Consider the following 24,513-nt stretch of genomic DNA (forward strand, 5'->3'; position numbering starts at 1 on the left):
CATCCCGCCGGCTGCGAGGAGAGCGGCTCAGCGTCTGGTCGTGTTCCCTAAGCTTGAAGGTTGTTCATCATCAGGCCCTGGTCATGGTCCGTGGTGAGGGAGTTCGCGACGGCCTTGCGGATCCGTGCCGGCTCCGCGACGACATCGGCGATGATCTGGCCGCCATTAATGATCATCTGGAAAAGGGAGCCGCCCTGGTAGTACGACGCCTGGAACGCCAGACCCGGGGTGTCGGCGCCCCAGGTCGAGGGGTTGTTGAGCTGCTGGATCTTGGCTATCTTCTCCTTCCACATCGCATGGAGGTCAGACGCCACCCGGTCCCACTGGCTGAGCTCGGCGGCCACCGCGGGGTCGATGTCGATGTCGACGCGGTCGAAGTCGTTGGGCATGGCCGGTCACCTCTTCCCGAGCAGCTGGTTCGCCATCTGCTCCAGCACGCCCTGGAGGTCTCCCTCCAGGTGCGCCTTCATCTGGTCGCCGGGGACCAGCGGTTCGAAGAGCTCGATGACCCGTTCCTGGGCCTTGGCCGCGGCGCGGTGGATGGTCTCCGCGATGGAGTCGGCCAGCTGGCGGGCGTCCGGTTTGCGGTAGATGCGCGGGTCGATGTCGAGCCGGACGAGGTCACCGCGCGCACCGACCGTCGCCGATATCAGCCCGTCGGGCGACTTCTCCGTCACCTGTACGGCTCGCGCCTCCTCGTGCAGCGCCGGAGCCTCGTCCTGCAGTCGCTTGAAGGTGGTCCGCAACTCGTCGGCGTAGGCCCGCATGCCCGCCACGTCCACCGGCTCGAACTGCTCCACGCCGCCCCCTCGCAACGCCGACGGGTTCACCCAGCAGCACCACGCGACCCCGATTTAACACAGGAAACACCTGTAGTTAACTTCCTGGCATTTTGACACTCCCGAACGATCTTCTGCAAGAGCTAGTTTCTCCACTAATCGGGACAAAAGATCACACATCGGCCTACCCGGCCAAATTGTGACATAACGCCATGCTCTCCCCCGATTCTTCTCGGTGACCGGGGTGCCGTCACAGGGCCAGTAGCACGACGTTCTCGCGGACCCCGTCCACCTCGTGACCCGGGACCCAGCGCCGGTAGACACCCCGCTCGACCCGCTCCATCCCGAGTCCGAGAGCGACCGGCACCAGCCCGCCGATGTACTCGACGAGCAGCTCGCCGTCACGCTCGTCGCAGATCTGGCACGCCGCGCCGCGCCACTCGCCGACCGTCGTGACGGAGTAGACCGCCTGGCAGTCCTCGGCCGGCACCGGCCGGACGTAGCAGCCCGGCGCCTGCTCCTCGAAGCCCTCCGCCGGCTCGGGGCTCCGCAGCCTGATCCACAGCCGGTCCGGATGCTGGTCGAGGGCGGAGGGATACTCGGCCCCCCGCCAGCGTGCCCGGTAGGAGTGCCGCCTCGTCACGGGTGGCCCTCCGATCCACGCCCCCGGTCGGGAGCACCGGCCGGCGCGTCCTGGATCGGCATCCACCGCCCGAGATCACCGTTGTACATCGCGTGCCTGCGCTCCACCCCCTCGATGGTCAGCTCGCAGATCTCGGCACCGTACGGCAGCTCGACCCCGTCGACCTTGTACTCGCGGATCAGCTGGTCGACGTTGGGCACCAGCCCCATGCCGATGAACGGCGGTTCCTCGATCACCCACCCGCCCACCGCGGCCATGGTCTCCTCGTCGAGGCCGCCGTACGGGGTGCGGTAGAGGTCCGGCCCGACCGCGTACCACCGCAGGATGACGACGGACCCCTCCTCGGTCACCATCTCGTCGGCGGACTGCCCCAGCGCGTCCACCAGCACGGTCGGAGTCGCGATATGCGCGACGTCCAGAGCGTGGTGGCAGTAACCGGAGACCCGGGACCCGCCGTCGGCGAGGTAGGCGTGGACGTCACGGGGCCGGAGCAACTTCTGCACGATCGCCACTCCGGACTCCGGCTCGGCCTCGCGGTCCTGGGCCAGCGACGGCACCGCGAGCCTGGCCACCGCGCCGGACTCCAGGAAGAAATGGACTGGAAGGCCGGGATTGACCGCCAGCCCCCAGCGCAGGTCAGGCCAGGCGGCCGCCAGCTCGGGCAGCGTGACGACCCGGCAGTGCCGGACGGCGCCGCCGGTCCCGGTCCGCATCGCCTCGATCGAGGTGTAGACCAGCAGCCAGGTCCGCTCGTCGTCGGCCTCGACCGGCCAGACGGCCGGCTCGTGACCCTCCGCGGCGGCCGGAGTGATCGGCAGCGCGAATTCCGCATGCCGCAGCATGCTCAGGCAGAGGACGAGATCACCGGCCGCGAACGCCGACCCCAGATACTCTTCGAACGTGTTCGCCGGCTCCCATTCCTGCACGGCGACCACCCTAAGGCGTCACATGCCGTCATGCCGGACGGGGCATCCTGCACGTCGGGCGGACGCGCCGGCCGCGCCGGCCGCCCGCACGCCGTACGCCGCCGGCGACTCCTGCCGTCCGACGCCGGATTCGCGGACGTTCGCAGGTCACAGGCTCCTGCGTGCGAGGACCGAGTGGACGGTGAACGAGACCGCCCTGAATCCCGGGTCCGCCATGACCGCCCGGACGTCCCCGAGCTGGGTCCTGGTCATGCCCGCCTCCAGGAAGCGCTCCTCCAGGTGGAGGCTGTTGCTGGTGAGCAGGCCGATCCCGGCGGAGCCCGGACCCCACACCTCGATCCGGCACTCGGGGTCGACGTCGACCAGGCCCGCCTCGCTCATCGCCTGCGCGGCGGATGCGCCCCAGGTCGGATCGCTGCCGGCGGCGCCCAGCACCCGGGCCATGGCGGCGATGTAGGTCTCGTACAGCTCCCGCGCCCCCCGGTCGGGGGTGAGCAGCGGCGACCAGTTGCTGATGTCGATCTCGTCGACCTGGAGCCAGCCCCCCGGCCGCAGCGCGGCGCGCAGACGCTCCAGCACCCGCTGCCGCTCCGGCAGATGGCTCAGCACGAGCCGTGCGTGGATCAGGTCGAACTCGTCCGGAGGCAGCGGGTCGTCGACGATGTCGTGCCTGACGACGGTGAGCCCGGGACGGGCGGGGATGAGGCCGGGCTTGATGTCGGTGGCCAGCACACGGCCGGTCGGTGCCACCCGCTCGGCCAGCCACAGGGCCACGCTGCCGCCCCCCGCTCCGATCTCCAGGCAGTTCCAGCCGTCGGTGACGCCGGTCTGCCCAAGCCGTTCGGAGGTCAGGGGGTCGAGGAGTTCGGCCAGATACCGGTGCTGGTCGGCGGAGTGGGCCCCGTCGTTGTCGAAGACGTATTCGGACGTGATCGCAGAGCTCTGCCCGGTCACGCACTTCCCTTCCTGAGAAACGTATGATCTTGCCCTCGCATGCTAGGCGTTGACCACCCGGGGCGGGCGGCTTTGCCCATGCGGACGGATCGGCGTGGTGAGCTCTCCCACCGGCCGATCGGCCCCCTCCCGGGGGAGTGACTCGGCGAAATCCGGTGAGGTACCCCGATGACGCGATAGGCGAGGGGGGACCATGGGCACCGTTGCGGAGCAGTTCGTCGAGGTGTTGCGCCAGGCCGGGGTGGAGCGGGTCTACGGGGTGGTGGGCGACAGCCTGAACCCGGTCGTGGACGCGATCCGCAAGACCGGCGGCATCGAGTGGGTGCACGTGCGCAACGAGGAGGCGGGGGCGTTCGCCGCCGCGGCCGAGGCGCAGATCACCGGCCGCCTGGCGGTCTGCGCGGGGAGCTGCGGACCCGGTAACACGCACCTGGTCCAGGGGCTCTACGACGCCCACCGGAGCGGCGCCCCGGTGCTCGCCCTTGCCTCGCACATCTCCAGCGCGCAGATCGGCACGGGGTTCTTCCAGGAGACCCACCCGGACCGCCAGTTCGTGGACTGCAGCGGCTACTGCGAGATGATCAGCAGCGCCGAGCAGATGCCCCGGGTGCTGCGCATCGCCGTCCAGCACGCGATCGGCCACAGCGGCGTCGCGGTCGTGGTGCTCCCCGGCGACGTGGCGGACCTGCCGGCCGCGCGCGGCACCGGCACCCACGAGTTCCTCACCCGGCAGGGCACGATCCGGCCCCTTTCCGACCAGGTGGCGGAGCTGGCCACGGCGCTGAACAGCGCGGAGAAGGTGATGCTGTTCTGCGGCGCCGGGGTGCGCCGCGCGCACGAGGAGGTCATGTCACTGGCCGCCCGCACGCTGGCCCCGGTCGGGCACGCGCTGCGCGGCAAGGAGTGGATCCAGTACGACAACCCGTACGACGTGGGGATGAGCGGGCTGCTCGGCTACGGCGCGTGTTACGAGGCCATGCACGAGGCCGACCTGGTGGTGCTGCTCGGCACCGACTTCCCCTACGACGACTTCCTGCCGGGCAGGCGGACGGTCCAGATCGACCACGACCCCGCGCAGCTGGGCCGCAGGACCCCGCTGGAGCTGGCCGTGCACGGCGACGTCCGCGAGACGCTGCTCGCGGTGCTGCCCCAGGTCGCGCAGAAGACGGACCGGCGCTACCTCGACAAGATGCTGTCCAAGCACGTGAAGACGCTGGACAACGTCGTGAACGCCTACACCCGCGACATCGAGCACCACACACCGATCCATCCGGAGTACGTGGCGAGCGTCGTGGACGAGCTCGCCGCCGACGACGCGGTGTTCACCGTTGACACCGGCATGTGCAACGTCTGGGCGGCGCGCTATCTCACTCCCAACGGCCGCCGCAGGGTGATCGGCTCCTTCAAGCACGGGAGCATGGCCAACGCGCTCCCGCACGCCATCGGCGCGCAGCTCGCCGGCCGCGGGCGGCAGGTCGTCTCGCTCTCCGGCGACGGCGGGCTCGGCATGCTCATGGGCGAGCTCCTCACCGCCCGGATGTACGACCTGCCCGTCAAGATCGTGGTGTTCAACAACTCCTCGCTCGGCATGGTGAAGCTGGAGATGCTGGTCGACGGGCTGCCCGACTTCGGCACCGACGTCGCGCCCGTCGACTACGCGGCGATCGCCGCCGCGATCGGGCTGGGGTCGGTCCGGGTGGAGAAGCCCGCGCAGGTCCGGGAGGCGCTGGCCACCGCCTTCGCGGCGCCGGGGCCGTACCTGGTGGACGTGGTCACCGACCCCGACGTGCTCTCCATGCCGCCGCGCATCACCGCCAAGCAGGTCAAGGGGTTCGCTCTGGGGGCGGGGAAGGTCGTGCTGACCGGCGGGGTGGGACGCATGATCGACATGGCCAGGGCGAACCTGCGGAACATCCCGCGCCCGTGAGCGCCGCCGGGAGCGCGCCCGTGCTCACGGCCGGGAGCGTCGCCGGGAGCACGGCCGGGAGCGTCGCCGGGAGCACGGCCGGGAGCGTCGCCGGAACGTGGGCGTGCCGCCTCGCCGTACCGGTGCCCGAGCACGCCGGGTACGTGAGCGCGCCCGGTACGGCAAGCTGATGGGGTGAGCAGACTTGAGCGCCGGATCGTGGAGGCGGCGGAGGCCGCGCTCGCGCAGCGGAAATACGTCACCGCGATCGACGTGCTGACCGGGATCCGCTGGCTGCACACCCGGCACGTGGACACGTGGCGGCAGGGCCGGGTGGCCGCGCTGGAGGAGCTCTCGGCCGTCGACGGCGCCAAGATGGCCGACGCGGTGGCCGCGCTCCGGCGCTGGGCACTGGCCAAGGGGCTCACCCCGAGCGAGACCGCCTACGTGTCCGGCGGCCGGGACCGGGGAGAGCTGCGGTTCGTCGCCGGTGGGGACGACAGCGCCTTCCGGGTCCACTGGATCTCGCCGGACATGAGCGAGGCCCGGCGGCGGCAGCTCGCCGAGCGGCAGAGCAAGGCTCCCGACCTGGTGGTGGTGGAGCAGCAGGCCTGGCAGTGCGCGGGCTGCGGTGACACCGGCCCTTATCTGATCATGGAGAGCGCCGGGCCGCACTGCCTGACCTGCGCGGACATGGACCACCTCGTCTTCCTGCCCTCGGGCGACGCGGCTCTCAGCCGGCGGGCGAAGAAGGAGAGCGGGCTGGCCGCCGTCGTGGTCAGGCTCAACCCGCGCCGCAAGCGCTACGAGCGGCGGGGCATCCTCGTCGAGGAGGCCGCGCTGGCGCTGGCCGAGGAGCAGTGCCTGGCCGACGAGGAGGTACGGCTGCGCCGCCGCGAGCGGGACCGGGAGCGGCGGGCCGGCGAGGACGTGGAGTTCCAGGCCGGGATGGCCATGGAGATCACCCGGATGTTCCCCGGCTGCCCGCCCGAGCGTGCCGAGGAGATCGCCCGGCACGCCGGCCAGCGGGGTAGCGGCCGGGTGGGCCGTACCGCCGCCGCCAAGGTGTTCGACACGAACGCGATCACGCTGGCGGTGGTCGCCTCGGTGCGGCACCTCGACACCGACTACGACCGGCTGCTGATGGCGGGGGTGCCCCGCGCCGAGGCCAGGGACCGGATCCGGACGGCCATCGACCGGGTCCTCGACCGGTGGCGCGCGGCTGCCGGAGCCCCCGTGCGCGATCGACCCCGTGGAGAAACGGCGTGAGGTTCTCTCCGCCGCCACACCGGACGTTTCCGGCCAGATCAGACCGCAGAATGCCGGACGACTCGGCATAGAAACCTTTTCACCCGCCCTTTCCCTTTTTAGGGGACTCCGGGGCGGCGTGGCATCACAAGGCCCTCATCCACGACTGTAAGCATCCTTACTGTCACGTTGAGTTACTCAACGGGCGAGTATGGGCCGCATTCCGGCCAGCGAGTTAGTCGCGGCCGCGGGCCGCGTTCCGAAAGGAACGGTATCTCCATGTTCACGCCCAATCCCCGAATGAACGCCACGGCCGCGCACACCCGGCCGAACAGGCGCCGTCCGTCCAAGGGGGCGATGGCGTTGACCCTGGCCGGATCGCTCTCCATCGCTCTCACCGCCACCGTCTCCGCCTCCGCCGTCACCTCACCGTCCCAGGGGAGCCTGGCCGCCGCCACGACCCGCCCCTCCACCCCCAGTCCCCCTCCGGTCCCCTTTAATCACTCGATCAGGGATGAGGCCGACAGGAAGTGCTCGCCCAGGAACTTCTTCAGGTTCCACGACTTCGAGCCCAGGAACTTCTTCATCCCCCGCACCCACTTCATCGACGGCCCCGGCGGCTCGATGACGGCGACGGTCAGGCGGCAGCACCGCGTCTACTTCGAGGTCGAGATCGAAAGGGAGAAGGGCTCCGAGATCAACAGGGACAGGGCCAGGAGCAGGAGCAGGAGCACCACCACCACCCCCGCCCCGGACGCCGCCGGCACGACCACCGCCGACACGAACGCCACCGACGCCGTGGACACGAAAAACCTGATCCGCCGGCTGCGCAACAACGTGAACCCCCTGCTCGCCGAGGAGCTCATCATCGAGGCCGGGCACGAGTACACGCAGGAGATCAGCGACGGCATGTACGGCAACATGTGGTACCGCGTCTTCGGCTACCGGATCGGCTTCTCCCAGTGGCGCCAGCTCACCGACTGCAGCACGCACAGGGTCGTCACCGGGATCGCGAGCGTCCCCGCGCGGGTGGAGGGCTGGAGGTACTGGGAGACCAGGCACCCGATGTACAAGGGCCGCAGGCTGTCCGACAAGTAGAGCCGCCGGCCGGGACCGCGAAGGTCGCCGGCATGGAACCGGGGTCTCCCTGAGCATCGGATGGCGCGAAGTGCCTTGTGGGCGCGCTCATCCCCTGCATCCGGGGAGATCCCGCGGTCACCCGGCCGGGAGAGGGGGGATCCCCCCGGCCGGGTGAGGCGTCACCGGGCGCTGGTGCGGAACGGCTTGGCCGGCTTGCCCAGGTTCGGGGTGCCGAGCAGCTTCTTCGAGGAGATCGCGTAGATGCCGTCGTTGGTGAAGACCCAGGCGATCTTGCGGTCCCACTCGACGTAGGTGCCGTGGGTCTGGTTGCCCAGGGCGTAGTCGGGCACGCCCTTGGCGAAGCCCGCCGGGACGAACTGCGCGACGATCTTCGGGTGCTTCGGGTCGCGGGTGTCGAAGAACTGCACGCCCGCGTTGTAGAACGCGTACGGCAGCAGGCCCTGCTTGGGCTCCCCGGGTGAGGTGTAGTAGCCCGAGCGCTTGGGGCCGAAGCTGCCGCCGCGCTGGCAGTAGTCGCCGAACGGGGCCGCCGCGGCGGGCTCGGGCCGGGGCAGGGCGCCGACGATGCGGGGCTTGGCCGGGTTGCGGACGTCGATCTGGAAGATGTCCTTGTAGGGCTCGTGGCAGTCCTCGCCCAGCGGGTAGCCGGAGACGTAGATCATGCCGGTCTTCTCGAACTGGGAGACGTCCACGTTGTCCGCCTCGGTGCCGCCGACCGACATGGGCAGGTCCAGGTGGGCGACCTCGTTCATCTTGGCGGGGTTGGAGATGTCCAGCACCGACAGGCCGTAGCCGCCCAGGGCCGCGAAGCCGTACTTGCCGCCCTCCTCGACCGGCTTGGGGATGAACAGCGGCATGCGCGCGCCCATCCAGGAGGTCTGGTTGCCGCAGCGCGGGTTCTTGGCGTAGTCGGCGGACTCGCCGGCGAGCTGGCCCTTCCTGTGCCACTCACCGATCTTCTTCGGCTTGGCCGGGTCGGACATGTCGTAGGCCTGGTAGCCGGCCGAGTACAGGTAGGTGGGCACCTCGGTGTTGCTCCAGGTGTCCAGCGGCGCGGCGGCGACGAACATGTACTTGCCGCCGGTCCAGTACGGCACGTCCAGCGAGCCCGAGCCCTGCTGCGGCCCGTCGACCGGCGCGTTCAGCGGGTTGTCCGCCGAGCCGTCGGTGGTGACGGTGGCCAGCAGCTTCCAGTCCTTCTTGCGCGGGCCGTTGAGCTGGTAGACCTTGAAGCCCTTGAAGCTCGTGGTCTCACGGAGCTTCCTGACACCCTCGGCGTTGCGGAACTTGGAGTGCTCCACCGAGTCGCCCAGCTCGCCCACCTGGCGCTTCTGCTCGAAGCTCTGGACCATGACGTAGGCGTCGAGCCTGGCGTTCCACTGGATGGTGGAGGCGCCCCAGTAGTCGTGGGCCTTCCAGTCCTTGCCGTCCTTGAGCTCGACGTTCTCGCCGTACTCGGCCTTGATGTCGTTGCGGCTGAGCGACTCGACGATCTTGACCTTCTTGACGTCGGTCACGTCGTAGACGCGGCCCTCGCTCCGGTCGTACTGGAACAGGTAGCGGCGGCCGTCGAAGTCGACGATGTTCTGCCAGCTGTGGAAGTAGTCCGGGGTGAACTCGGCGCCCCGGTAGGCGGCCTCCAGCTTGATCGGACCCTCTAGGTAGGACTTCGGGTCGTAGCCCTTGGTCTTCCCGAACAGGTCCTGGGCGCCGCCGGGGAAGGAGAAGCGCTCCTCGCCGGCCGGGGTCAGGGAGGGGTGCCGGAAGGTGCCGTCGAGCTGCATGCCGTACGTGCCGGCCTGGGGGTCGGCCGGGCGGCGGTCGCCGCAGACGGAGGGGATGTTCGGATCGTCGGGGGCCGCTGCCCGCACCGCCGTACCGGAGGCGAGGACGAGACCCGCGACGCCGGAGGTGATCAGGGCATGCCGGAGGAAGTGGCGCATGGCGCGACCTTTCACAGGAAAGGGAGGAACGCCCTCAGGCTTTCGGTTCCGTCCCCCTCCAGGCCACGCCCCGTTCCGTGAGATGGAACCGGAAGGGTTCCATCTCACGGAACGCCGGCACTCAGGTGACGGCCAGGCGCCGCTGGTACCGCTCGTCGCGCCAGTGCTCCTTCTCCAGCACCTCGGTCAGCGTGGCGACCGCGTCGTAGACGTCGGCGAACCGGATGTAGAGCGGGGCGAAGCCGAAGCGCAGGATGTCGGGGGCGCGGAAGTCCCCGTGGACGCCGCGGTCGATCAGCGCGCGCATGACCGGGTAACCGTCGGGGTGGCGGAGGCTGACCTGGCTGCCGCGACGCTCCGGGTCCCTGGGGGTGACCAGCTCGACCCCGTACGGCGCGCGGAGCTCCTCGGCCAGGTCGATGAAGAGCGAGGTCAGGGCCACGCTCTTGGCCCGGACCTGTCCCAGGTCCACCCGTTCCCAGATGTCCAGCGACGCGTTGAGCGGGGCGTAGGACAGCACGTGCGGGGTGCTCACGGTGAAGCGCCGGATGCCCTCGGCGGGGCGGTAGCCCGGCTCGAACGCGAACGGCGCCGCGTGGCCGTGCCAGCCGGTCAGCATGTGCTCGGCCCGGGCGTGGTGCCGCGGGTTGACGTAGACGAACGCCGGGGCCCCCGGGCCGGCGTTGAGGTATTTGTAGGTGCAGCCGACCGCGAAGTCGGCCGCCGACATGTCGACCTGGAAGGCGCCGGCGCTGTGGCACAGGTCCCAGATCATCAACGCGCCCGCCGCCTGGACCTTCGCGGTCACCGCCGCGGTGTCGTGGCGCTCTCCGGTCCGGTAGTCCACCTCCGACATCAGCACGCAGGCGACGTCGTCCCCCAGCACCTCGTCGAGGACCCCGATGTCGCGCACCTCGTAGCCGCCCAGCGCCTTGACGAGGCCCTCGACCATGTAGCGGTCGGTCGGGAAGTTGGCCAGGTCGGAGATGATCACCCGGCGGCCGGGGCGGAGGCCCATGGCCGCCGAGACCGCCTTGACGATGGCGATCGAGGTGCTCTCGCCCACCACGACCTGTCCGGGACCCGCGCCGATCAGCGGGGCCAGGCGGTCACCGGTGGTCAGCGGCAGGTCGAACCAGCCGGCGGAGTTCCAGCCGCCGACCAGTTGCCGGCCCCACTCCTCTTCCACGACCCGTGCCGTGGCGGCCGCGGCCGCTCTGGGCATCGCGCCGAGCGAGTTCCCGACCAGATAGATCGTTCCGTCGGGCAGGACGAACTCGTCCCTGAGGTGCTTGAGGGGATCGTCCGCGTCGAGGGCGACGCAGTCCGCGCGGCTGATGGTCACGAATCATCTCCCGGTTAGGTGCTTACCAACCCCTCCATCATCCGGCATCCGCAAAGGTCAGAGCATCGGGCGGTTCCGGGACATGGAACTTCCGCTCGACATGGCGGGCCGGACGGCGCCGGACCCGCCAGGCGGGGACCGTGATCTGCTCGGGCCGTTCGAGCGTGGTGACGTGGGAGGAAACGGCCGCCACGGCGTCCCGGTCACAGCCGGTCAGCACCACGGTCAGCCCGGCGGGCAGCCCTCGGAGCAGGTCCGCGAAACGGACGCGCTCCTCGGCGGTCATCCCGGCCATCGGCTCGTCCAGCAGCAGCAGCCGGGGCCGCGAGGCCAGCGCCACGGCGATCTCCAGCCTGCGGCGGGCCCCCGGCGGCAACCGGTCGGTCGCCTCGCCGGCCTCCCCGGCGAGACCGGCGGCCCGGAGCAGGTCGAGCACCTCGACCGTCAGGGCGTGCCGCCGGTCCGGCGGGGACGGGACGGGCAACCCTCCGCGACCGTGCGCGCCCAGTGCCATCGCCACGTGCTCCACGCAGGTCAGCCCGGCCACGGCGGTGCCGTGCTGGAAGATCCTGGCGATGCCGGGCCGGCGGCTCTCCGACAGGTCGGTGACGTCGTGCCCGTCGTACTCGACGCGGCCCCCGGTCGGCCGGATCACCCCGGCGATGAGCCGCATCACCGTGGACTTGCCGGACCCGGGCGGTCCGACCAGCCCGCGGCGCTCGCCCCGGCGGATCGCCAGGTCCATCCCGTCCACCGCCTTGACCGTGCCGAAGCACATCGTCACCCGGTGCAGCGACAGCACGGGGTCACCGGCCGAGGAACCGGGCGGCGTTGCCGCCGAGCAGCTTGGCGCGGGCGTCGTCGGTGAGGAACCTCGCCCCCCGGATCAGCGATCCCGCCGGTGACTCGCCCAGCGGGTAGGGGAAGTCGGACCCGAGCATGACGCGGTCCTCCCCCATCGTGTCCACCAGCAGCCGCAGCGCCCGCTCGTCGAACACGACCGAGTCCACGCTGAAGCGCTCCAGGTAGGCGGAGGGCGGGAACTCCGAGACCCCGACGAGGTCGTTACGGCGGCGCCAGGCGTTCTCGAAGCGGCCGAGCCAGAAGGCGAACGAGCCGCCACCGTGCGCGAAGCAGATCCTCAGGGAGTCCGGCACCCGGTCGAAGACGCCGCCCAGGATCAGGGCGAGCACCGACAGGTGCGTCTCGGCGGGCATGCCGACCAGCCACTGGGCCATCCAGCGCTGCAGCCGGGGACCGCCCGGCATGTCCCACGGGTGGACGAAGACGGGCGCGCCCACCGAGGCGCAGTGCTGGAGGAACTGGACGATCCCCTCGTCGTCGAGGTCGCGGTCCCCGACGTGGTTGCCGATCTCGACGCCCGCGTGCCCGGCGGCCAGGCAGCGGTCCAGCTCGGCGCAGGCCAGGTCGGGGTCCTGGAGCGGCACCTGGCAGAACGGCACCAGCCGCTCGGACGCGCAGATCTCCAGAGCCAGGTCGTTGAAGACCCGGGCGACGCCCGCGGCCTGCGCCGCCGGGCGTTCGTAGGAGAAGAACACCGGCGTCGGCGAGACGACCTGGACGTCCACCCCGTCGGCGTCCATCTGCTCCAGGCGGGCCGGGAGGTTCCAGCAGTCGTCCTGGATCCGGCGGAACTCCCGGTCGCCGAGCAGGATCATGGCCTCCCGCTCGGACTCCACCCGGAGCCGGGGCGCCCCCGGCCAGCCGAGGTCCGGCCAGCCCTTGGGGACGTAGTGCGTGTGAACATCAATGATCAAGGGTTATCCCTTGCCCGGGTGGAGCGCGCCGCAGTCGTCGCAGGTGCGGGCCTTCTCGTCGTCGTAGAAGGACTGGAAGATCGGCGGCAGGTCGGCCACGATGTCGCGGACCTGGAGTTCGACCTGGTGGACCACGGCGCTGCACTCCTGGCAGTACCACCGGAACTTCTCCAGCACCCCCTCCGGCCTGATCCGCTCCACCAGGAAGCCGACCGAGCCCTCCTCGGGACGCTGCGGCGAGTGCGGCATGTTCGGCGGGAGCAGCCACATCTGGCCCTCGCGGACGTGGACGGTGTCCGGCCCCTCGGGCGTCATGACGTTGATGTGCATGTTGCCGCGGACCTGGTAGAAGAGCTCCTCGTACGGATCGACGTGGAAGTCGGTCCGCGCGTTCGGGCCGCCGACGACCATCACGATGAGGTCGCTGGAGTCCTCAAAAATGATCTTGTTGCCCACCGGCGGCTTGAGCAGGTGGGCGTGCTCGTCGATCCACTTGTTGAAGTCGATGGGGGGGATCACTGTCGCTCCTCCGGTCGGTGGGCCACGGCCTGAATCTCGATGAGCAGGTGGGGGTGGGGCAGTTGGTGGACGGCCACGGTGGTGCGGGTCGGACCGGCCTCGTCGAAGTACTCCGCGTAGACCGCGTTGTAGCCGCCGAAGTCGTTCATGTTCACCAGGTAGGCGGTGATCTGGACGAGATCGCTCAGGTCGGCCCCGGCCGCCTTGAGGATGTCGCCGATGTTCTCTATCACGGCCCGGGTCTGCTCGGCGATGTCGAGCGTGACCGTGCCGAACTCGTCGGCCGCGGCTCCGGCGATCGTGTTGTCCGGCCTGCGGGAGCTGGTGCCGGACACGTAGATGAAGTCTCCGGCCCGCTTGACGTGCGGGAACCTCCCGCGCGGGGTGGCCTTTCCCCTGATGACGATTCCGTCGGTCACGACTGCCCCCCGTCCGCGGTGAAGGAGACCGAGCCCAGGTGCCGGATCTCCGCCCTGACGTGGGCTCCGGGGGCCAGCGGCTCGGCGGGCGTGGCGGCGCCGGCGAGCAGGATCCACCCGGGCTCCATGACCACCCCGTGCGCCCCGGCGAGGCGCGCGGCCTCCGCGACGGCCCGGCGCGGGTCTCCCAGGATGGCACCGGTGGACCCGGTCTGGACGGGACGGCCGTCGATCTCGAAGACGACGCCGAGGTTCCATCGGGCGGAATCGTAGGGCTGCCACGGGCCGACCACGTATCCGGCGGCCGAGGTGTTGTCGGCGATCACGTCCGGCAGGGAGAACCGGAAGTTCTCGTAGCGCGAGTCGATGACCTCGATGCCGGGGGCGACCGCGGCGATGGCGCCGGGCGCGAGGGCGTCGGCGACCGTGGCGATGCGGCGGCCGATCAGGTAGACGACCTCCGGCTCGACACGGGGATGGATGTAGCCCGATATATCGGCGTATGAGCCGTCAAGGATGGCCGACGACTCCGGAACGCGGCCGAAGATCACGTCATGCACGCCCATCTGGCGGCGCTTGCCCTCGCTGGTGAAGCCCAGCTTCACCCCCGACAGCCGGTCGCCCCGCGCCAACCGGAGCCGGAGCAGCTCCTCCTGGACCCGGTAGGCGGCGGCCACGTCGTAGCCCTGCTCGGGCTGCGGCACCGCGCGGGCGGTGCGCGCGGCCTCGTCCAGCACGGCGGCGAGCTTGTGGATGTCGGTCACGGGGTTCCCCCTGCGCGTGCCAGGTCCAGTGCGATGTCCACGATCATGTCCTCCTGGCCGCCGACCATCCGGCGGCGGCCCGCCTCGGTCAGGATGGTCCGGGTGTCGACCCCGTAGCGCGCCGACGCCGCCTCGGCGTGCCGCAGGAAGCTGGAGTAGACCCCGGCGTAGCCCAGCGTCAGCGTCTCCCGGTCCACCCGGACCGGCCGGTCCTGCAGCGGCCTGATCAGGTCGTCTGCCGCGTCCATCAGGGCATGCAGGTCACAGCCGTGCTCCCAGCCCATCAGGTCGGCCACCGCGACGAACACCTCGATCGGGCAGTTGCCCGCGCCCGCGCCCATCCCGGCGAGGGAGGCGTCCACCCGGTAGGTGCCGTTCTCCACGGCCACGACCGAGTTCGCCACGCCCAGCCCCAGGTTGTGGTGGGCGTGGATGCCGATCTCGGTGCCCTCGTCGAGCACCGAGCGGTAGGCGCGGACCCGCTCCCGGACCCCGTCCATGGTCAGCCGGCCGCCGGAGTCGGTCACGTAGACGCACTGCGCGCCGTACGACTCCATGAGCTTGGCCTGCCGCGCCAGCTCGTCGGCCGGCGCCATGTGGGACATCATCAGGAAGCCCGCGACGTCCATGCCGAGCTCGCGCGCGGTGGCGATGTGCTGGGCGGAGATGTCGGCCTCGGTGCAGTGGGTGGCGACCCGGACCGAGGTCACGCCGAGCGCGTGGGCGCGCCTGAGGTCGTGGATGGTGCCGATGCCGGGCAGCAGCAGCGTCGTCAGCCGCGCCCGCCGTACGGCTCCCGCGACCGCCTCGATCCACTCGTCGTCGGTGTGCGCGCCCGCGCCGTAGTTGAAACTGCCCCCGGCGAGTCCGTCGCCGTGGGCGATCTCGATGGCCGCCACACCGGCGGCGTCCAGCGCGGCGGCGATCTCGGCGGCCTGGGCCGTGGTGTAGCGGTGCCGGATGGCGTGCATGCCGTCCCGCAACGTCACGTCCTGGACGTAGAGCCTCACGCGCGCACCCCCGTGTCCACAGTCTGTCCGGTACGGTCCGGCAGGTCGACCAGCCGTTCGGCGGTGCGCAGCGCGGCCGACGTCATGATGTCCAGGTTCCCCGCGTAGGCGGGCAGGTAGTGGGCCGCGCCCTCCACCTCCAGGAAGACGCTCACCTTGGTCCCGCCGCCCCGCCCTCCGTCGGGCAGCGGCTCCCCCTCCGGGATCCTCTCGAACTGCACGTCCTGCTTGAGCCGGTAGCCGGGCACGTAGTCGCGGACCCTCTCCACCATGGCCCGCACGGCTCCCGCCACGGCGGCCTCGTCGCAGTCGCCGACCAGGCAGTAGACCGTGTCACGCATGATCAGCGGCGGCTCGGCCGGGTTGAGGACGATGATCGCCTTTCCCCTGGCGGCCCCGCCGACCTCCTCGATCGCCCGGGAGGTCGTCTCGGTGAACTCGTCGATGTTGGCGCGGGTGCCGGGGCCGGCCGACCTGGAGGCGATCGAGGCGACGATCTCGGCGTAGCGGACGGGGACCTGCGAGGCCACCGCCGCCACGATCGGGATCGTCGCCTGCCCGCCGCAGGTGACCATGTTGAGGTTCCGCTCGGCGAGATGGGCGTCCAGGTTGACCGGAGGCACCACGTAGGGCCCGACGGCGGCGGGGGTCAGGTCGATGACCCGCTTGCCGTGCTCCCTGAGCACCCGGTCGTTGTGGAGGTGCGCCTTCGCCGAGGTCGCGTCGAGGACGACGTCCACGCCGGCGAACCCCGGCAGCCCGACCAGGCCCTCGACCCCCTCGTGGGTGGTCGCCACCCCACGCCGGCGGGCGCGGGCGAGGCCGTCGGAATCGGGGTCGATTCCCGCCATGGCGACGACCTCGACCCGCTTGGACAGCAGCGCCTTGAACATCAGGTCGGTGCCGATGTTCCCGGAGCCGATGATCGCGATCTTGACCCGTCGTGCGTCCCTGCCGGGCTCGTCGTGGGTCATGAGAAGACCGCCCGCACCGAGCCGAGGCCGTCGATGACGACCTCGAACACGTCGCCGGGCTCGACGGCCACCACCGGGCCGAGCGCGCCGGTGAGCACGATGTCCCCGGCGCGCAGCGGGAAGTCCCTGCCGCCCAGCGCGTTGGCCAGCCAGACGGCGGCGTTGAGCGGGTGCCCCAGGCAGGCCGCGCCCGCGCCGGTGGACACCTCCTGACCGCGCCGGGTCATGGTCATCCCGGCCAGGCGCAGGTCCAGGCCGGTGAGCGGGACGGGCGTGTTGCCCAGGACGAAGGCGCCGCTGGAGGCGTTGTCGGCGACGGTGTCCACGAGCGTGATGTCCCACCCCGCGATCCGGCTGTCCACGATCTCGATCGCGGGCAGCGCGAAGTCGACCGCCCGGATGACCTCGGCCACCGTGAAGGGGCCGCCCACCAGGTCGCCCTTGAGGACCAGCGCGATCTCGGCCTCGGCCCTGGGCTGCAGGAAACGGCCGGTCGGAATGGGCAGGCCGTCGAGGAAGGCCATGTCCGCGAAGAGCATGCCGAAGTCCGGCTGGTCCACGCCGAGCTGGCGCTGGACCGCCTGGGAGGTCAGGCCGACCTTCCGCCCGACCAGCCGCCGTCCGTCGTGCAGCGCCCGCCTGGTGTTGATCTCCTGTACGGCGTAGCCGGTCTCGGCGGTCCGGCCCGGCAGCGTCTCCCGCACCGGTGGGCAGGGTTTGCCGCTCCTCGCCGCCTCCAACAACCGGTCGGCCGCCTCGACGAGCACGTCGGTGGCCTCGCTCCACTCAGTCATGTCCTGGCTCCAGCTTGATCGTGATCGTGGTGGGTTCGGAGTAGAAGTCCAGCGAGTGCGTGCCGCCCTCGCGGCCGATGCCCGACAGCTTCACCCCGCCGAACGGGGTGCGCAGGTCCCGCAGGTACCAGGTGTTGACCCAGACCAGTCCGGCCTCCAGCGACCGGGCGACCCGGTGGGCCCGGTTCAGGCTGGAGGTCCAGACCGTCGCCGCCAGGCCGTACTCGCTGTCGTTGGCCAGCTCGACGGCCTCGGTCTCGGTGTCGAACGGCATGATGTGGCAGACCGGGCCGAAGATCTCCTCCCGGTTCACCCGGGAGTCGCGCGAGAGCCCGGTCAGCACGGTCGGCTCGACGTAGTAGCCGCCGTCGCGGTCGTCGCCGAAGCGCGGCACGCCGCCGCCCGCCCGGATCTCGGCCCCCTCGTCCTTGGCCAGCTCGTAGTAGGAGAGCACCTTGTCCCGGTGCTCGGCCGAGATCATCGGCATCATCGTGGTGTCCTCGTCGGCGGGGCGCCCGAACTTCAGCCGCCCCGCCCGCTCGGCCAGCCTCGCGGTGAACTCCTCGAAGACGGGCCGCTCCACGTAGAGCCGCTCGGTGCACAGACAGACCTGGCCGCCGTTGGTGAAGACCGAGCGCACGCTCCCCTCGACGGCCGCGTCCAGGTCGGCGTCGGCGAAGACCAGCCCGGCGTTCTTGCCGCCCAGCTCGAACGAGACCGGCTTGACCCGGTCCGCCACGCTCTTCATGATCGTCGATCCGGTACGGCTCTCGCCGGTGAAGGTGACCGCGTCCACGCCCGGGTGCTCCACCAGGAACTGGCCGGTGGAGCCGCCGCCGAACCCGTGCACGACGTTGAGGACGCCGGGCGGCAACCCGACCGAGGCGGCGATCTCCGCCAGCACCGCGACCGAGCCCGGCGTGTGCTCCGAGGGCTTGACCACGATGGTGTTGCCCGCCACGAGCGAGGGGCCGATCTTCCAGGTCGCCAGCAGGAACGGCAGGTTCCACGGCACGATCACCGCGACCACGCCCAGCGGCCTGCGCACGGTGTAGCTCAGCACGTCCCGCAGGTGGAACGCGCTCTCCGGGCGCTGGGCCGCGATCTCGGCGAAGGACCGGAAGTTGGCCGCGCCCCGCGGGATGTCCAGCGTGCGGGTCTGCGTGATCGACTTGCCGGTGTCGGCGATCTCCGCGGCCACCAGCTCCTCGAACCGCTCCTCGATCGCGTCGGCGAGACGGCGCATCCAGGCGGCCCGTTCCTCCACCGGCAGCGCCGCCCATCTCGGCAGGGCCGCGCGGGCGGCGGCGACCGCCCGGTCGACGACGGCTCGGTCCGCCTCGTGGACCCGGCGGACCGGCTGGCCGGTCACCGGGTCGTACGTGGCGAACGTCGCGCCCTCGGCGACCGGCACCCCACCGATGAAGTGGGTCACCTGGTCAGACAAGACTTCTCCTCAGGGTAGGACCCCTCTTGGTCACTAAGTACGGGTATAGAGGTGGAGGTGGTTTATCGGCAACAATGCGTTCCGTGAAACGGAACCCCGACCGCCTCTCGGTCCTGGAGAAGTCCTGGCTCGTGCTCGACTCGTTCCGCCCCACGGGAGGCCCTCTCCGCCTGGCCGACGTCGCCGAACGCTGCCACCTGCCCAAGACCACCGCCTTCCGGCTGCTCACCGAGCTCACCGAGATCGGCGCGATAGCCCGCCGCGAGGACGGCTACTACCTCGGCCGCCGCCTCTTCGAGCTTGGTTGCATCGTGCCCCTCGAACGGGATCTGAGACATGCGGCGCTGCCTTTCATGCACGACCTCTACGAGGCCACCCACGAGACCGTGCACCTGGGCGTGCGCGACGGACTGGACGTCGTCTACGTCGAGAAGATCCGCGGCCAGGAGACCTTCGCCCTGCCCTCCCGCGTCGGCGGCCGGCTCCCCCTGACCTGCACCGGGATCGGCAAGGCCCTGCTGGCCTACTCCGGCCCCGACCTGATCGACGAGGTCCTCGGCCGTCCCCTGCGCCGCCTGACCCCCCACTCGATCGTGGACCCGCAGCGCCTTGAGGAGACCATCGGCCAGATCCAGGCGGCGGGCCTGGCCTACGAACGCGAGGAGGCCCAGCTCGGCGGAGCCTGCATCGCCGCCCCGGTGTTCAGCGACGGCATGGCGGTCGCCGCCCTGTCCGTCTCCGTCCCCCTGGCCCGGTTCCAGCCCACCCGCCTGGCCCCCGTCGTCAAGGCCGCGGCCCTGGGCATCTCCCGCGCCCTGGCCAGGACCATCTGACCACTCCGGCGGGCAGGTCGGACGGGCCGAGCGGCCGGATCGGCGGATCCGGCCCAGCCCGCCCGACGGGCCTCGCCGAGTCTTCGCGCTACGCGCGGTTCGCGCTCAGGCTGTGTGTCCTTGGGGCTTCGCCCCAAACCCCAGGCGAGGGGCCTTCCGGCCCCTCACACTCCCCGGCCGGGGTGACGGCGTGACCTGCATTCGCGGATCCGCCCAGCCCGGCGTTCGTGTGGTCACGTCTGCCCCGCGAGCGGCCCCTGGTCGTGCACCGCCGCTCGCGGGATGGGACGGCGCGGCGGCACGGGACGGGGGCGCTCCGTGCCGCCGCGCCAGCGCATGGGGTGAGGTTCTGCCGGACCTGCGCCCGGTGCACCAGCTCGACCTGGACGGCGAGTGCCGAGCCGAGCGCTTCGGGCGAGGAGTGAGTGATCATGTATTTGACTCCGGCCGTCTCCGCCTCTCGCATCTGTGCTTCCACCCCTTCGGGGCTGCGATCGGAGACGATCAGCGCCTCCACCGTCGGCCAGACCGCCATGGCGTAGAAGCGGCGGCTGCCGGTGCCGTACAGGACGGTCCAGCCCGGCCACGCCCGGTCCAGCCGGTTCGGCCTCGGCCCGAGCCTCGTGATCCCACACGCGGCGAGGGACGGTGGTGGGGTGCCGTCCGTCGCGGTGCCGTCCGGGAGCGCGGGCGGGTCGTCGCCGGATCACGATGCCACCTGCCCGGCTGCCTCCTGGGCGGCGCTCTCCTGCCGCTCGACCTCGACACGTAGATCGTCGAAGGTATCGGCGTCCACCGTGCGGAAAGGGGGCCGGCCCCATGAGGTCTTCCCAGGGAAGGGCTTCTCCCGGCTGGCCCAGTAGCGTCCGGCGTCGCTACAGATCACCCGCCAGCCGGGGATCGCGGGCTCGGGCGTTGTGGATCCAGCATCCTCCATGGATCGGACCTCCAGCCGATCAAGGACCCGTCCGATCGTGGCAAACGCCGGATAGGTCCGCTTTGTGGGGTGAGGAAGAAGTGTCTGGAGCCCGCCGTACGAGAGGAACGGCCGTGGGCGCGAAGCGGCGCCGACGCCGCGCGCACCGCAGGGCATCGGCCGACGCCCACCTCCGCGCCAGGAGACGACGGCGGGCCGGGGCATGCAGGCCGGGCGTCGCACGGGGCGCAGCACCCGCCTGGGCACAGGCGCCGGTACGGCGGGCGTGATGATCGGGGCCTGCTCGGGGCGGGGCCGCGCGGGCACCAGCGGAATCGTCTCGGCCGGGGCCACGGTCGCGGGCGACTCGAAGGCGGGCAGGTGGCGCGTCCCGGTACGGCGGGCCTCCAGACGCGTGGCCATCAGCGTGCCGGAGGGCTGCGCGTACTCGTGATCGGCGGCCCGACCGGGGCAGCCGTACGCATAAGGGGCATGCCCGCAGACGGCGCAGCCCATCGGCAAGGGCAGGGCGTCGACGAAGCAGCCGCAGCCGATCGTCAGATGCCGATCGAGGACCGGAGCACCAGGGTTGGTCATGACTCAGGACTCACTTCCTAATCAAGGGCCCGTCCGACGGCGCAAACGTCGTGACGGGCCCGTCTCGTGCTCGGAGCGGCACCGAAGCACCAACCCCGACTACATAGAGACCCGTATGATTCATAACACTGGGTAACCATACTGCGATTCACGAAAGGCATCAAGACTGTTACCGTCAGAGGTGCGGACCTCTTGATCGGCAGGTCATGCCGCCCAACAGGTACGGTGGGCTGCCAGAGGCCTTCGCAGTCGAGGGAGGAGCGCATGGCGGACACCACCTGGAGCAGCGTCTCTGCGCCCTATGTGCGACCACGGAAATCAGGAGAACCAGATGCGTGGGCCGAGGAGGCCGCTCAGCGCGGTCACGTCGGTACGCATCAACTTCGCGAAGTATGCGAGGTTCAGCCACCACGCGAGGTCGCCCAGGCACTCAACCTCAGCCAGGGAGACGTCGCGGTCGTCAGACGTCGGCTGGTGTTGCTGGACGGACGGCCGATAGAGCTCACCGACTCCTACTACCCTGTGGCGATCGCCAGTGGCACGCCGCTCGCCGAGACGCGCAAGATCCCTGGCGGAGCCATCACCATGCTCGCCAAACTCGGCCATGAGCCGCGCGAGACAGAGGAGGGCGTCAGGGCACGCCCCGCGACAGATCAAGAGCGACAGCTGCTCGAGATTCAGCCGGAGGAGTGGGTCTTGGTCCTTACCAGGATTCTGCGAACCGACAACGGCGCGCCAATTGAAGCCACCGTGATGACGATGATCGCCGATGGCCGCGAACTGCGTTACAAAATGATCATGTGATGGGAGGCTCAACAATCTTGGCAAGGCGGCTGGACCCTCGTCCCAGGCATCAGCAGATCGCAGCGGAACTGCGTGCCCAGATCATGTCCGGCGTATTGAAGGCCGGTGAGCAGTTGCCTTCCACTCCACACCTGGTCGCACGCTTCAACGCAGCCAATGCGACGATCCAGCGCGCTCTACAGGCACTGAAGGATGAGGGGTCCGTGCGTGGCTACGCAGGTAAGGGGGTCTATGTACGCGACAAGCAGTCTCTTGTCGTCGAGGCCACCGCCTACAAGGCTCCTACGCCGCGCGGCTACACCTACGAACTGCTCCAGGTCAGCGAGTTGGAGCCGCCAGCTGACGTCGCCGCAGCGCTCGCGCTCGATGACGGCGAGTTGGTCATCATGCGTCACCGGCTACTGCTGCACGACGGCGATCCGGTTGAACTGTCGTGGTCCTACTACCCGCTCAGCATCGCCGCTGGGAGTCCTCTGGCAGGTCGAGAAAAGATCCGCGGAGGTGCGCCCCAGGCATTGACCGATCTTGGATTCCCGCAGCGGCACTTCCAGGATCGCGTATCTGCTCGCCAGCCCACGACAGAAGAAGTCGAAGGGTTGGACTTGCCGACCGAGGTGCCGGTGTTCCGGCAGTTTCGAGTGATCTACAGCGATGCCGACCGACCGGTGGAAGTCTCAGTTCTGATCAAGGGTGGCCACCTCTACGAGCTGTCATACCACCAGCCCACCGATTAACGAAGGCGTCGGCCGGGAGCAGGAGATCATGACCAGCTGAAACACTCGGACACGGGGATCCTCGGCACGGCACCGGAGTCGGCACGACGCGACAACGGTGTGTTCTGGGCGCGCCAGGCAAGTGCTCTGGCCGCGATCCCTGAACCGGAACGGGTTGTCCAGATCGCGTCAGCCACTGCGTCGATTGTCGACGGCACCGGATCGACGAGGCTGCGTCAGGAACTCCAAGCCATTCCGCGACGAGCGACCTCCTGGGCAGATACCGCCCCTGGCCGGGAATTGGCTGAGATCATCTCTCAGTTCGCCTGACCCATCGACGTGGAGATGCCGATGCTCCCGCAGCCGTTGTCCGAAAAGGAAATCGCCGCCCATCTGGCCGGGCTACCGGGATGGGAGCGCGAGGACCACGCCATTGCCCGCACCTTCACACACACGTATCACGAGTGTGTGCACATGGCGATGTACGTCGCGGCCAAGGCCCGGGAGGTCGGCCACCACCCCGACGTTCACATCACCTGGCAACGGATCCGCTTCGTGATCACCACTCACGACGCTGGGAACCGCCTCACAGTCAAGGACTTCGAGCTCGCGCACCACATCGATGCGATCGCCGCCGGCCACGGTGCCGAATCTCCCGCTTCCTCGGCGAGGCCGAACAGGCGGTTGTGAACCGCGGTGACACCTGGCATGGATCGTGTGCGCACAGCCTGCGTTTTCTCTACGCTGAGATCAAAGGAGGTGGCATCGTGGCAACACTGGACGCCGGCCCGGGGGCTGGGTTGATCAGCGACTTCCGCTATGTCACCCCTCTTTACACCAAAGGGCAGGCAGCGGATCTGATCGACGTTCCTCGCCAGACCTTCCGCAACTGGGCCGTCGGATACGTCTACAAACGCATCGACCAGCCAGTCGTGGCCGCCGAACCACTGGTGACCACCGCTGGAGCTCACGGGGCGACGGTGCCATTCGTCGGACTCGCCGAGGCCTACATGCTCGCCGCCTTCCGCAGCGCGAAGGTTCCGATGCAGCGCATCCGCCCCGCGATCCGCTGGCTGGAGGAGAACATCGGCCTGGAGCAGGCACTCGCCAGTGAGCGCCTGATGACGGACGGGGCCGAGGTGCTGTGGGACTTCAAGGAGCACACCGACGACCCGGCCGAGCGGGAGGCGGTGGACGGACTGGTCGTGGCGCGCAGCGGGCAGCAGGTCTTCCGTCCGGTCGTGCGTGACTACCTGCGACGCGTCACCTACCAGGACGGCTGGATGAAGGTGATCCACCTCCCCGGTTACGGACGGGTGGACGTGACCGTGGACCCATGGATCAACGGCGGGCAGCCGACCCTGACGCGTCGAGGCATCCGGGTGGCCGACGTCCTCAGTCGCCTGCGAGCGGGAGAGGGGGCCGGAGAGGTCGCAGAGGACTACGACCTGCAACTGAACGAGGTCGAGGCGCTTCTCCCGCAGGCCGCGTGAGGTCCGGACGGTGGCAGTCGAGGCACGGACGTCCGGGCTGACCTTCTTCCTCGATCGTGGGCTGGGTTCACGCATCGTCCCCAACGCCCTCCGCGAAGCCGGGTGGGTCCTGGAGACCATGGATGAGCGATACGGCAAGGACGAATCCCAGCGAATCGCCGATACGCAGTGGATCGAGGAGGCGACCCTCCGAGGCGATGTCTTGCTCTGCAAGGACCTGGCCATCACCTACAACCTCGTCGAGGCCCGAGTCATCTATATGAGCGGTGCGCGCATCTTTGCTCTCGCGAAGGCCGATGCGTCGGCAGGGAGATGGCCGACCTCTTCCTCAGCAACGAGTCCCGGATCATCAACGCAGTAAGGCGGGTGACCGAGCCCTTCGTTTTCGCGGTCAGCCACAACGGTCTGCGCCGGACTCGCGTCAGATATCCGGTGAACGGCACGGATCTCTAGACACTGATCATCGACATTTTCGCTTCTCTGTGACGGGTCTCCCGATTCCTGTGGAACGGACCGGGCGGGGGCGGGCATCGGGCGCTTCAGCGGAGTACTCGCCTCACGGGTGGGATGGAGACGGCCCGGCGCGGCCGGCCTCTCGAACCTCTGC

Annotated in this window: 27 protein-coding genes; 10 read left to right on the forward strand and 17 right to left on the reverse strand. The window is 70.0% G+C overall.

All coding sequences use genetic code 11. From position 1 onward, the window contains the following. Positions 1-47: 47 nt before the first annotated feature. The 5 genes from SROS_RS43935 to SROS_RS43955 form a co-directional block, all read right to left on the reverse strand. Positions 48-389: a hypothetical protein gene (locus SROS_RS43935; protein ID WP_012895448.1), complete on the reverse strand. Its 342-nt coding sequence runs from the start codon at positions 387-389 to the stop codon at positions 48-50. A 6-nt stretch (positions 390-395) separates the two neighbouring features. Then, positions 396-800 carry a YbaB/EbfC family nucleoid-associated protein gene (locus SROS_RS43940; RefSeq protein WP_012895449.1) on the reverse strand — a complete coding sequence of 135 codons (405 nt, stop codon included), beginning with the start codon at positions 798-800 and terminating at the stop codon, positions 396-398. Between the two features lie 229 nt (positions 801-1,029). Further along, a complete protein-coding gene (locus SROS_RS51560; RefSeq protein WP_012895450.1) occupies positions 1,030-1,422 on the reverse strand; it encodes a hypothetical protein in 393 nt (130 codons plus the stop codon). Then, positions 1,419-2,348 (reverse strand): SseB family protein, encoded by a 930-nt coding sequence (locus SROS_RS43950; protein WP_012895451.1) that lies wholly within the window; start codon positions 2,346-2,348, stop codon positions 1,419-1,421. Before SROS_RS43950 ends, SROS_RS51560 begins: the two co-directional genes overlap by 4 nt. 147 nt (positions 2,349-2,495) lie before the next feature. After that, positions 2,496-3,302 (reverse strand): class I SAM-dependent methyltransferase, encoded by an 807-nt coding sequence (locus SROS_RS43955; protein WP_012895452.1) that lies wholly within the window; start codon positions 3,300-3,302, stop codon positions 2,496-2,498. Between the two features lie 193 nt (positions 3,303-3,495). On the opposite strand from SROS_RS43955, the gene SROS_RS43960 reads away from it, so the two are divergent. The 4 genes from SROS_RS43960 to SROS_RS43970 all read left to right on the forward strand — a co-directional run bounded on the left by SROS_RS43960 (position 3,496) and on the right by SROS_RS43970 (position 7,554). After that, positions 3,496-5,229 (forward strand): pyruvate dehydrogenase, encoded by a 1,734-nt coding sequence (locus tag SROS_RS43960; RefSeq protein ID WP_012895453.1) that lies wholly within the window; start codon positions 3,496-3,498, stop codon positions 5,227-5,229. Next, positions 5,226-5,399 (forward strand): hypothetical protein, encoded by a 174-nt coding sequence (locus tag SROS_RS50540; protein WP_169369509.1) that lies wholly within the window; start codon positions 5,226-5,228, stop codon positions 5,397-5,399. The genes SROS_RS43960 and SROS_RS50540 overlap by 4 nt, the downstream gene beginning before the upstream one ends. A 4-nt stretch (positions 5,400-5,403) precedes the next feature. Then, on the forward strand, positions 5,404-6,477 hold the full coding sequence (locus SROS_RS43965) for a DUF2293 domain-containing protein (protein WP_043654208.1): 1,074 nt from the start codon (positions 5,404-5,406) through the stop codon (positions 6,475-6,477). 279 nt (positions 6,478-6,756) lie between these two features. Further along, entirely contained in the window at positions 6,757-7,554 is a 798-nt protein-coding gene (locus SROS_RS43970) for a hypothetical protein (protein ID WP_043654211.1), read from the forward strand. 161 nt (positions 7,555-7,715) lie between these two features. Here the strand turns inward: SROS_RS43970 and SROS_RS43975 are convergent, their stop codons facing one another. From SROS_RS43975 to SROS_RS44025, 11 genes are all read right to left on the reverse strand, one after another. Continuing rightward, the gene (locus SROS_RS43975; RefSeq protein ID WP_012895456.1) at positions 7,716-9,500 is read right to left on the reverse strand and encodes an LVIVD repeat-containing protein; all 1,785 of its coding nucleotides are present in this window, start codon (positions 9,498-9,500) and stop codon (positions 7,716-7,718) included. Positions 9,501-9,621: 121 nt separating this feature from the next. Then, a complete protein-coding gene (gene kynU / locus SROS_RS43980; protein ID WP_012895457.1) occupies positions 9,622-10,845 on the reverse strand; it encodes a kynureninase in 1,224 nt (407 codons plus the stop codon). A 37-nt stretch (positions 10,846-10,882) separates the two neighbouring features. Further along, positions 10,883-11,647 (reverse strand): ABC transporter ATP-binding protein, encoded by a 765-nt coding sequence (locus SROS_RS43985; RefSeq protein WP_012895458.1) that lies wholly within the window; start codon positions 11,645-11,647, stop codon positions 10,883-10,885. A gap of 4 nt (positions 11,648-11,651) precedes the next feature. After that, complete coding sequence (locus tag SROS_RS43990) at positions 11,652-12,623, reverse strand: amidohydrolase family protein (protein WP_012895459.1); 972 nt, start codon at positions 12,621-12,623, stop codon at positions 11,652-11,654. Between the two features lie 3 nt (positions 12,624-12,626). Beyond that, positions 12,627-13,142, reverse strand: a complete 516-nt coding sequence (locus SROS_RS43995) for a 3-hydroxyanthranilate 3,4-dioxygenase (protein ID WP_012895460.1) — start codon at positions 13,140-13,142, stop codon at positions 12,627-12,629. Then, complete coding sequence (locus SROS_RS50545; RefSeq protein WP_012895461.1) at positions 13,139-13,561, reverse strand: RidA family protein; 423 nt, start codon at positions 13,559-13,561, stop codon at positions 13,139-13,141. The genes SROS_RS43995 and SROS_RS50545 overlap by 4 nt, the downstream gene beginning before the upstream one ends. Further along, positions 13,558-14,325, reverse strand: coding sequence for a 2-keto-4-pentenoate hydratase (locus tag SROS_RS50550; RefSeq protein ID WP_012895462.1), 768 nt, complete (start codon positions 14,323-14,325; stop codon positions 13,558-13,560). Before SROS_RS50550 ends, SROS_RS50545 begins: the two co-directional genes overlap by 4 nt. Next, positions 14,322-15,335 (reverse strand): 4-hydroxy-2-oxovalerate aldolase, encoded by a 1,014-nt coding sequence (dmpG, locus tag SROS_RS44010; protein ID WP_012895463.1) that lies wholly within the window; start codon positions 15,333-15,335, stop codon positions 14,322-14,324. The genes SROS_RS50550 and dmpG overlap by 4 nt, the downstream gene beginning before the upstream one ends. Beyond that, positions 15,332-16,309, reverse strand: coding sequence for an acetaldehyde dehydrogenase (acetylating) (locus SROS_RS44015; RefSeq protein ID WP_012895464.1), 978 nt, complete (start codon positions 16,307-16,309; stop codon positions 15,332-15,334). The genes dmpG and SROS_RS44015 overlap by 4 nt, the downstream gene beginning before the upstream one ends. Next, positions 16,306-17,103 carry a 2-keto-4-pentenoate hydratase gene (locus SROS_RS44020; RefSeq protein WP_012895465.1) on the reverse strand — a complete coding sequence of 266 codons (798 nt, stop codon included), beginning with the start codon at positions 17,101-17,103 and terminating at the stop codon, positions 16,306-16,308. The genes SROS_RS44015 and SROS_RS44020 overlap by 4 nt, the downstream gene beginning before the upstream one ends. Further along, positions 17,096-18,550 carry a 2-hydroxymuconic semialdehyde dehydrogenase gene (locus tag SROS_RS44025; RefSeq protein ID WP_012895466.1) on the reverse strand — a complete coding sequence of 485 codons (1,455 nt, stop codon included), beginning with the start codon at positions 18,548-18,550 and terminating at the stop codon, positions 17,096-17,098. Before SROS_RS44025 ends, SROS_RS44020 begins: the two co-directional genes overlap by 8 nt. A gap of 74 nt (positions 18,551-18,624) precedes the next feature. Here SROS_RS44025 and SROS_RS44030 point away from each other — a divergent pair, with 74 nt between their 5' ends. Then, positions 18,625-19,383 (forward strand): IclR family transcriptional regulator, encoded by a 759-nt coding sequence (locus SROS_RS44030; RefSeq protein WP_012895467.1) that lies wholly within the window; start codon positions 18,625-18,627, stop codon positions 19,381-19,383. 706 nt (positions 19,384-20,089) lie between these two features. Here the strand turns inward: SROS_RS44030 and SROS_RS44035 are convergent. Further along, a complete protein-coding gene (locus tag SROS_RS44035) occupies positions 20,090-20,896 on the reverse strand; it encodes a hypothetical protein (protein ID WP_012895469.1) in 807 nt (268 codons plus the stop codon). A gap of 264 nt (positions 20,897-21,160) precedes the next feature. Here SROS_RS44035 and SROS_RS44040 point away from each other — a divergent pair, with 264 nt between their 5' ends. The 5 genes from SROS_RS44040 to SROS_RS44060 all read left to right on the forward strand — a co-directional run bounded on the left by SROS_RS44040 (position 21,161) and on the right by SROS_RS44060 (position 24,267). Continuing rightward, positions 21,161-21,700, forward strand: coding sequence for a GntR family transcriptional regulator (locus tag SROS_RS44040; RefSeq protein ID WP_012895470.1), 540 nt, complete (start codon positions 21,161-21,163; stop codon positions 21,698-21,700). Positions 21,701-21,717: 17 nt separating this feature from the next. Then, positions 21,718-22,434 carry a GntR family transcriptional regulator gene (locus SROS_RS44045; protein ID WP_043658259.1) on the forward strand — a complete coding sequence of 239 codons (717 nt, stop codon included), beginning with the start codon at positions 21,718-21,720 and terminating at the stop codon, positions 22,432-22,434. Positions 22,435-22,764: 330 nt separating this feature from the next. Beyond that, entirely contained in the window at positions 22,765-23,103 is a 339-nt protein-coding gene (locus SROS_RS44050; protein ID WP_012895472.1) for a 4a-hydroxytetrahydrobiopterin dehydratase, read from the forward strand. Positions 23,104-23,180: 77 nt separating this feature from the next. Beyond that, complete coding sequence (locus tag SROS_RS44055; RefSeq protein ID WP_012895473.1) at positions 23,181-23,906, forward strand: DUF433 domain-containing protein; 726 nt, start codon at positions 23,181-23,183, stop codon at positions 23,904-23,906. A 10-nt stretch (positions 23,907-23,916) separates the two neighbouring features. Continuing rightward, positions 23,917-24,267, forward strand: a complete 351-nt coding sequence (locus SROS_RS44060; protein WP_043654219.1) for a PIN-like domain-containing protein — start codon at positions 23,917-23,919, stop codon at positions 24,265-24,267. The last annotated feature ends 246 nt before the right edge of the window (positions 24,268-24,513 follow it).

It is taken from the genome of Streptosporangium roseum DSM 43021 (assembly GCF_000024865.1).
Classification (GTDB): Bacteria; Actinomycetota; Actinomycetes; order Streptosporangiales; family Streptosporangiaceae; genus Streptosporangium; species Streptosporangium roseum.

Excerpts from the sequence above, each read along its gene's own strand:
- SROS_RS43935 (WP_012895448.1), bottom strand. The coding sequence starts at position 389 with ATGCCCAACGACTTCGACCGCGTCGACATCGACATCGACCCCGCGGTG.
- SROS_RS43960 (WP_012895453.1), top strand. The coding sequence starts at position 3,496 with ATGGGCACCGTTGCGGAGCAGTTCGTCGAGGTGTTGCGCCAGGCCGGG.
- SROS_RS43970 (WP_043654211.1), top strand. The coding sequence starts at position 6,757 with ATGAACGCCACGGCCGCGCACACCCGGCCGAACAGGCGCCGTCCGTCC.
- SROS_RS43975 (WP_012895456.1), bottom strand. The coding sequence starts at position 9,500 with ATGCGCCACTTCCTCCGGCATGCCCTGATCACCTCCGGCGTCGCGGGT.
- SROS_RS44015 (WP_012895464.1), bottom strand. The coding sequence starts at position 16,309 with ATGACCCACGACGAGCCCGGCAGGGACGCACGACGGGTCAAGATCGCG.
- SROS_RS44020 (WP_012895465.1), bottom strand. The coding sequence starts at position 17,103 with ATGACTGAGTGGAGCGAGGCCACCGACGTGCTCGTCGAGGCGGCCGAC.
- SROS_RS44030 (WP_012895467.1), top strand. The coding sequence starts at position 18,625 with ATGCGTTCCGTGAAACGGAACCCCGACCGCCTCTCGGTCCTGGAGAAG.
- SROS_RS44035 (WP_012895469.1), bottom strand. The coding sequence starts at position 20,896 with ATGACCAACCCTGGTGCTCCGGTCCTCGATCGGCATCTGACGATCGGC.
- SROS_RS44040 (WP_012895470.1), top strand. The coding sequence starts at position 21,161 with ATGGCGGACACCACCTGGAGCAGCGTCTCTGCGCCCTATGTGCGACCA.
- SROS_RS44050 (WP_012895472.1), top strand. The coding sequence starts at position 22,765 with ATGCTCCCGCAGCCGTTGTCCGAAAAGGAAATCGCCGCCCATCTGGCC.